Source organism: Massilia sp. DD77 (genome assembly GCF_036961685.1).
GTDB lineage: Bacteria > Pseudomonadota > Gammaproteobacteria > Burkholderiales > Burkholderiaceae_D > Telluria.
In genome coordinates, this window is record NZ_JBAMDH010000076.1 from 1 (window position 1) to 7,443 (window position 7,443).

At 65.7% G+C, this 7,443-nt stretch carries 7 protein-coding genes and 6 tRNA genes; 11 read left to right on the forward strand and 2 right to left on the reverse strand.

Annotation, left to right across the window (positions count from 1 at the left end):
• The 11 genes from V7778_RS24735 to V7778_RS24785 all read left to right on the forward strand — a co-directional run.
• Positions 1–589, forward strand: a 589-nt coding sequence (locus V7778_RS24735) for an acyl carrier protein (RefSeq protein WP_335560257.1), incomplete at its 5' end; no start/stop codon positions are given.
• Positions 590–616: 27 nt separating this feature from the next.
• Entirely contained in the window at positions 617–2,008 is a 1,392-nt protein-coding gene (gene gltX, locus V7778_RS24740) for a glutamate--tRNA ligase (RefSeq protein WP_335560258.1), read from the forward strand.
• Positions 2,009–2,071: 63 nt separating this feature from the next.
• Positions 2,072–2,147: transfer RNA gene (locus tag V7778_RS24745), tRNA-Ala, on the forward strand.
• 29 nt (positions 2,148–2,176) lie between these two features.
• A tRNA-Glu gene (locus tag V7778_RS24750) sits at positions 2,177–2,252 on the forward strand.
• A 108-nt stretch (positions 2,253–2,360) separates the two neighbouring features.
• A tRNA-Ala gene (locus V7778_RS24755) sits at positions 2,361–2,436 on the forward strand.
• Between the two features lie 43 nt (positions 2,437–2,479).
• Positions 2,480–2,555 (forward strand) — tRNA-Glu (locus V7778_RS24760).
• Between the two features lie 91 nt (positions 2,556–2,646).
• A tRNA-Glu gene (locus tag V7778_RS24765) sits at positions 2,647–2,722 on the forward strand.
• A gap of 90 nt (positions 2,723–2,812) precedes the next feature.
• Positions 2,813–2,888 (forward strand) — tRNA-Glu (locus V7778_RS24770).
• 129 nt (positions 2,889–3,017) lie between these two features.
• The gene (gene earP, locus V7778_RS24775; RefSeq protein WP_335560260.1) at positions 3,018–4,196 is read left to right on the forward strand and encodes an elongation factor P maturation arginine rhamnosyltransferase EarP; all 1,179 of its coding nucleotides are present in this window, start codon (positions 3,018–3,020) and stop codon (positions 4,194–4,196) included.
• A gap of 118 nt (positions 4,197–4,314) precedes the next feature.
• Positions 4,315–4,890 carry an elongation factor P gene (locus V7778_RS24780; protein ID WP_335560262.1) on the forward strand — a complete coding sequence of 192 codons (576 nt, stop codon included), beginning with the start codon at positions 4,315–4,317 and terminating at the stop codon, positions 4,888–4,890.
• Between the two features lie 216 nt (positions 4,891–5,106).
• Positions 5,107–6,690: an amidase gene (locus V7778_RS24785; RefSeq protein WP_335560264.1), complete on the forward strand. Its 1,584-nt coding sequence runs from the start codon at positions 5,107–5,109 to the stop codon at positions 6,688–6,690.
• Positions 6,691–6,696: 6 nt separating this feature from the next.
• On the opposite strand, the gene V7778_RS24790 is transcribed toward V7778_RS24785, so the two are convergent.
• Entirely contained in the window at positions 6,697–7,200 is a 504-nt protein-coding gene (locus V7778_RS24790) for a TssQ family T6SS-associated lipoprotein (protein ID WP_335560265.1), read from the reverse strand.
• Between the two features lie 8 nt (positions 7,201–7,208).
• On the reverse strand, positions 7,209–7,443 hold a 235-nt coding region (locus V7778_RS24795), incomplete at its 5' end, for a PEGA domain-containing protein (protein ID WP_335560267.1).

The following is a 7,443-nucleotide window of genomic DNA, read 5'->3' on the forward strand; positions in this document are numbered from 1 at the left end:
GACTCCGGCCAGGATCGCCTTTACGTTCGTGCGCGAGGATGGCCGGGAGGAGTCTCCCGGCCTGGCCCTCGTGGCGGCCTTCTTCGCCTGCCTGCGCGCCGGCCAGGTGGCGGTGCCGGCCCCGCTGCCGCGCAGGCACGGCGGCCCGCACTTCGTAGCCTTGCTGAAGGACGCCGACCCGGCGCTGGTGCTCGGCACGCGCGAGGCGGCGCCGGCGCTGGCGGCGCTGCTCGGTTCGGGCGAGAAAGGCGATGGCGGTGGCACGGAGCGCTGGGGACGCCGCCGTGGCCACGCGCGAGCTGGTGCGCGAGTGCGTGCTGAACGGCTTGCGCGATGCGGGCGCGGACCGGATCGGCACGATGCCTGGTTCGCGGAAGCGGGCCTGGATTCGCTGGCCGCGATGCCGGCGGCGCTGGAACTGGAACAGCGCACCGGCCTGGCGGTCAATGCGGAGCTGCTCTATGAGTTCCCGACGGTCGCGCAGCTGGCCGGCCACATAGAAGCCAGGCGCGACCCGCGGCGCGGCGCGGAGCACGGTGCGGCGGGGCGGCAGGCGGATGCCGGGGCGGGTGGCGACGGGGTAAAATAGCGACTTTACCCTTTCGCTTTTTTCGCCATGACCGTCCGCACCCGTTTTGCTCCAAGCCCGACCGGCTACCTTCACCTCGGCGGCGCGCGTACCGCGCTGTATTCCTGGGCCTACGCCCGCCACTTCGGCGGCACGTTCATCCTGCGCATCGAGGACACCGACCTCGAACGCTCGACGCCGGAAGCCGTGCAGGCGATCCTGGACGGCATGCGGTGGCTGGGCCTGGAGCACGACGAGGGCCCGTTCTACCAGATGCAGCGCATGGACCGCTACCGCGAAGTGGTGCAGGGCATGCTGGCCGCCGGCACCGCCTACCTGTGCTATTGCTCGCCGGAAGAAGTCGAGGCGATGCGCGAGCGCATGCGCGCGCTAGGGGAGAAGCCGCGCTACGACGGCACCTGGCGCCCGGAGGCGGGCAAGGTGCTGCCGCCCGTGCCGGAAGGCGTCAAGCCGGTGGTGCGCTTCAAGAATCCGCTGGACGGCGAAGTGACCTGGACCGACGTGGTCAAGGGACCGATCACCATCGCCAACAAGGAGCTCGACGACCTGGTGATCGCGCGTCCGGACGGCACGCCGACCTATAACTTCTGTGTCGCGGTCGACGACTGGGACATGAAGATCACCCATGTGCTGCGCGGCGACGACCACGTCAACAACACCCCGCGCCAGATCAACATCCTGCGCGCGCTGGGCGCCGAGCTGCCGCAGTACGGCCACCTGCCGATGATCCTGGGCGCCGACGGCCAGAAGCTGTCCAAGCGCCACGGTGCCGTGAGCGTGATGGAGTACCCGGAGCAGGGCTACCTGCCGGAAGCCATGCTGAACTACCTGGCGCGCCTGGGCTGGAGCCACGGCGACGACGAGATCTTCTCGATGCAGCAGTTTACCGAGTGGTTCAACCTGGAGCACCTGACCGCCTCGGCGGCGCAGTTCAATCCGGAAAAACTGGCGTGGCTGAACAACCACTATATCAAGGGGGCGGACAACGAGCGCCTGGCCCGGCTGGCGATGCCGAAGCTGGAGCGCGACGGTGCGGTGTTCGAAGGCGCGCCGCCGGTGCCTGCCGTGCTGGCCCTGATGAAGGAGCGCACCAATACCATCGACGAACTGGCCGACGCCGCCATGCTGTTCTACCGCGAGCCGAAGCCGGATGCGGCGCTGCTGGCGCAGCACCTGACCGATGCGGTACGCCCAGCGCTGGCCCAGTTCGCCGAGCGCTGCGCCACGGTGGAGTGGAACAAGGCGGCCCTGGCGGCCATGCTGAAGGAAGTGCTGGCGGCGCACGGCCTCAAGATGCCGCAGATCGCCATGCCGCTGCGCCTGCTCGTGACCGGCCAGCTGCAAACCCCGGCCATCGACGCGGTGCTGGAGTTGTTCGGCCGCGGCGTGGTGGTAGCCCGCGTAAATAAATATCTGTGAAGTGAAAATGGATATTTGCGTAATGCAAGGGCGTCCGCTATAATGCTCGCACTTCAGCAGTGAGGGGGTATAGCTCAGCTGGGAGAGCGCTTGCATGGCATGCAAGAGGTCAGCGGTTCGATCCCGCTTACCTCCACCAACTCTGAAGTGCAGTACGGTTGTTTCCAGGTCCCCATCGTCTAGAGGCCTAGGACATCACCCTTTCACGGTGAGTACCGGGGTTCGAATCCCCGTGGGGACGCCAGGTAACTGGCAGGAGTGACCGAGGCAAAGCAGCGACAACCCAGCCATGTCGCAGCTGCCGAGGGTAGTAAAACGTAGTTGCAGTATGTTAGAATATTGTTTTGCCGTAGGGGGTATAGCTCAGCTGGGAGAGCGCTTGCATGGCATGCAAGAGGTCAGCGGTTCGATCCCGCTTACCTCCACCACGTTGCAAAATGATGCGCAGTAGGTTGTATCTGGCAGTCCAGGGTCCCCATCGTCTAGAGGCCTAGGACATCACCCTTTCACGGTGAGTACCGGGGTTCGAATCCCCGTGGGGACGCCAAGAATTTGGTAAAAGTTGATCAGCGCGGCGCGCGCTTCCTTCCAGGGAAGCTGCGGACGACGCGAGTAGTTCGGTAGCAGAGCAGTTTTAGGTCCCCATCGTCTAGAGGCCTAGGACATCACCCTTTCACGGTGAGTACCGGGGTTCGAATCCCCGTGGGGACGCCAGCTTAAACCGGAGTAGACCAACGCGCATGCGCGGAGAGGTGCTCCGGTTTTCTCATTGTGGCGACAGTTTTTGTAGCAGCATCGTTTTAGGTCCCCATCGTCTAGAGGCCTAGGACATCACCCTTTCACGGTGAGTACCGGGGTTCGAATCCCCGTGGGGACGCCAGACAGAAAAAACCGGAGCAAGCCACCTGGCTGCTCCGGTTTTTCTTTTTCCGGCCGCCGGCAAAAAGCGGTCATGCCGAAGTCGGTTAGAATGGCGGCCCTTGCCGACCGGCTTTTCTCGATGTCCGCCATGCTCCCACACTCGTCCACCGCTTCCACCCTCGCAATCTTTTGCAAGGTTGTCGACAATTACGGCGACATCGGCATCTGCTGGCGCCTCGCGCGCCAGTTGCGCCATGAGCACGGTGTGGCGGTGACCTTATGGGTGGACGACCTGGCGAGCTTCCGCCGCATCTGCCCCGAGGTCGACACGGCGGCCGCGCTGCAGCACGTGCGCGGCGTCACGGTGCGCCACTGGACCGGGCAGGACGGCGTCTACGCGCCGGAAGACGTGGCCGGCATCGTGATCGAGTTCTTCGGCTGCGACATTCCGCCCGGCTATATCGAGGCGATGGCGCGCCGCACGCCGCGCCCGGTGTGGCTGAACTACGAGGGCCTGACGGCGGAGGACTGGGTCGAGGGCTGCCACCGCCTGCCGTCGATGCACCCGCGCCTGAAGCTGACCAAGCATTTCTTCTTCCCGGGCTTTACCGCGCAGACCGGCGGCCTGCTGTGCGAACAGGACCTGGAGGCCCGCCGCATCGCCTTCCAGGGCGACCAGGCCGCGCAGCGCGCGTTCCTCGCGCGCTTCCAGCTGTCGGAACGGGAGCTCGGAGCGCGCAAGGTCTCGCTGTTCTGCTATCCGCACGCGCCGGTGGCCGAGCTGTTCCAGATATGGGCGCAGGGCGAGGAGGCGGTGGCCTGCCTGGTGCCCGAGGGGGTGGCGGCGCAGGCGGTGGGCGAATTCCTCGACGCCGAGCCGGTCGCGGGCGCGGCCGCCACGCGCGGCGCGCTGAGCGTGCGGGTGCTGCCCTTCGTCGCCCAGCCCGACTACGACCTGCTGCTCTGGGCCTGCGACCTGAACTTCGTGCGCGGCGAGGATTCCTGGGTGCGCGCCCAATGGGCCGGGCGTCCGTTCATCTGGCACATCTATCCCCAGGACGAAGAGCTGCACCACAAGAAACTGCGCGCCTTCCTGTCCCGTTATGCAACCGGACTGCCGGCCCTGCAGGCGTTTTCACTGGGCTGGAACGGCGCCGTCGCGCCGGACGGCTGGCCGCAGGCATGGGCCGCATTGCGCGATGAATTGCCGGCCATTGCCGAACGCGCCGCGACTTGGCGCCGGGAAGTGCTGGCGCATGGCGATTTGGCGACGAAGCTGCTCGATTTCGCGCGCGAGCTGGGGCGCGCCCAGGAAAATCAGATATAATGCGCGGTTAGTCTGTAACGGATTCTCAGTGAATCCCCGAGGATCAAACGTAGGCTTCACGGCACTTGCTTACCAGCCACCGATGATTTAATGCAACTACTTTTTACGTATATATACTATGAAATTCGCTAAAGAAATTCGCGTTGGTAACATCATCATGGTTGATGAAAAGCCGTTCATCGTCCTGCGCTCCGACGTCAACGGTTCGAGCCGCACCGGTTTCACCTACAAGTGGAAGATGAAGAACCTGCTGACCAACGCGCCGCTGGAAAACGTGTTCCGCGGCGATGACAAGTTCGACGTCGTTGTCCTGGACAAGAAGCCGGTCACCTACTCGTACTTCGCCGATCCGCTGTTCGTCTTCATGGACGAAGAGTACAACCAGTACGAGATCGAAGAAGAGAACATGGGCGACGCCATCAACTACCTGAAAGACGGTATGGAATGCGAAGCGGTGTTCTACGACGGCAAGGCGATTTCGGTCGAACTGCCGACCACCATCGCGCGCCAGATCGTGTACTCGGAGCCGGCCGTCAAGGGCAACACCTCGGGTAACGTCCTGAAGGAAGCCAAGATCGAAAACGCCATCGAAGGCCGCCAGCACATCGTGATGGTGCCGCTGTTCGTGAGCCAGGACGACGTCATCGAGATCGACACCCGTACCAACGAGTACAAGAAGGTCGTGCGTAACTAAGCACTGGCTTTTCAATAAAAACGCTGCCTGCGGGCAGCGTTTTTTTTGCCCATTGGTTTCGCGGGCTTCCCGTGGACGAGAATCGCCACGGCGCTTGAACGCGCCGGCGGCATAGCCGCCGACCCGACGATGCGCCAACTTTTTGCGCTGTAATGACGGCGCGTGCCAATCCCGCGCTGCTATCCTATTGCTTTAAATAAAACAACAGGAGACCGCATGGACCGCAGGGATTTCGTACGACTGGGAGTGGTGGCCGGCGCCGTGGCCGGTGCGACGAACACGGCCGCGGCGGCCGTGCCAGAGGCCGGCGGCATCCTCGACGCCGGGGTGAAGGAGCAGCAGGAGGCGATGGCCGCCGGTAAGCTGAGTGCGCATGCGCTGGTGTCGCGTTACCTGGCGCGCATCAATGCCATCGACCGCGCCGGTCCGCGCATCAATGCTGTCATCGAAACGAATCCCGACGCCCTCAGGATCGCGGCCGAGCTCGACCGTGAAAGGGCGGCCGGCAAGCTGCGCGGTCCGCTGCACGGCATCCCGGTCCTGCTGAAGGACAATATCGCCACCGGCGACCGCATGTGCACCAGCGCCGGCTCGCTGGCCCTGGACGGCGTGCGTGCCAGCAAGGACGCGCACGTGGCGGCCCAGCTGCGCGCGGCCGGCGCCGTCATCCTGGGCAAGACCAACCTGTCGGAGTGGGCCAATATGCGTTCGACGCGCTCGACCAGCGGCTGGAGCGGACGCGGCGGCCAAACCAGGAATCCGTATGCGCTCGACCGCAACACCAGCGGCTCGAGCTCGGGTTCGGGCGCGGCGATCGCGGCCAGCCTCGCCACGCTGGCGGTCGGCACCGAAACCGACGGCTCGATCGTGTCGCCGTCCTCGAGCTGCGGCATCGTCGGCATCAAGCCGACGCTCGGTCTCGTCAGCCGCAGCGGCATCATCCCCATCGCCCATTCGCAGGACACGGCCGGCCCGATGACGCGCAGCGTGGCCGACGCGGCCCTGCTGCTGGAAGCCCTGGCCGGCGAGGACCCGCTGGACGCGGCCACCCACGGCAGCGCCGCGCGCAAGCCCGGCTATGCGGCGGCGCTGCGCAAGGACGGGCTGCAGGGCAGGCGCATCGGCGTGGCGCGTAATTTCTTCGGCGCGCACGACGCGGTCGACGCGCTGATCGAGAAGGAGCTGGCGCTGCTCAAGGCCCAGGGCGCGGTGCTGGTCGACGTCAAGCTGCCCAATACCGACAAGTACAACGAGAGCGAGCTGGCGGTGCTGCTCCATGAGTTCCGTCCAGACCTGGAAGCCTATCTGGCGGCCTACGCGCCCCATGCGCCGGTCAAGACCATGGCCGACATCATCGCGTTCAACGACAAGCAGGCGGGCAGGGAAATGCCTTACTTCGGCCAGGAGCACCTGATCGCGGCCCAGGCCAAGCCGGGGCTGGAGGCGAAGGAATACAAGGAAGCGCTGGCAAACAACCTGCGGTTCTCGCGCGAGGAGGGCATCGACCAGGTGCTGCGCGAGTACAGGCTGGACGCGCTGGTCGCGCCCACCGGCGGCCCGGCCTGGCTGACCGACTACATCAACGGCGACCATTACGGCGGCAGCTTCTCGTCGCCGGCCGCGGTGGCGGGCTATCCGCACATCACGGTCCCGGCCGGCTATACGCGCGGCCTGCCGGTCGGCCTGTCCTTCGTGGGCACGGCCTGGAGCGAAGCGGCGCTGATCGGCATGGCCTATGCCTACGAGCAGGCCAGCCGCCGGCGCCGCGCGCCCACCTATCCGGCCAGTATCAAGGTCTGAGCGGTCTCAGCGCCCCGAGGTCTGTTTGGCTTTGGCGAATACCGGCCCCCACAGCGGGTGGCCGTGTTCGCCGGGGCCGAGGTCGAAGCCGGGATCGAGCTTGAGGGCGCGCTCGAAGCTCTGGCGGCACTGGGCCTGGCGGCCGGTGACGCAATAGCTGAAGGCGGTGTACTTGAGCGCAGCCAGCCGGTTGCGCTGGGACGCGCCGTTCATGTCGCCGGAGTTCAGGCGCTTGATGGCCGCGTTGTATTCGCCCTCGTTGTACAGGTGGATGCCTTCGCGCAGGGCGATGTCGTCGCGGTCCGGGGCTTGCCGGTCCACGCGTACCGGGCGTTCCACCTTCTCCGTCCGCTCGGCCCGCTCCGCGCGCGGGCGCGACTTGTCCTCCACCCGCACCGGCTGGCGCCGCGGCTCTGGCTTGTCGAGCAATTGTTCGAGCTGGGCGCAAGCCGACAGGGTCAGGGCCATCAGCCCCGCAAGGGCCAGGCGCCCCGGATGGTCATACTTCATTGCGCGCTTCAATCGCTGCCTCCCTGGGTGAAATCGAGCTCGATGATGGCGGTCTCGCCCTTGACCGAGTTCACCGTCACCGCATGTTCGGGGAAGCTCGGATTGATGATACGGATCGTGTGCTGGCCCGCTGGCAAGGTGAGGCGCTTGAGCGGGGGGCTCACGCCTCGGTTGACGCCATTGACCAGGATCGTGCCCCAGGGCTTGATCATGAGCTTGTAGGTGGCGCCCGGCTGGGCTGCG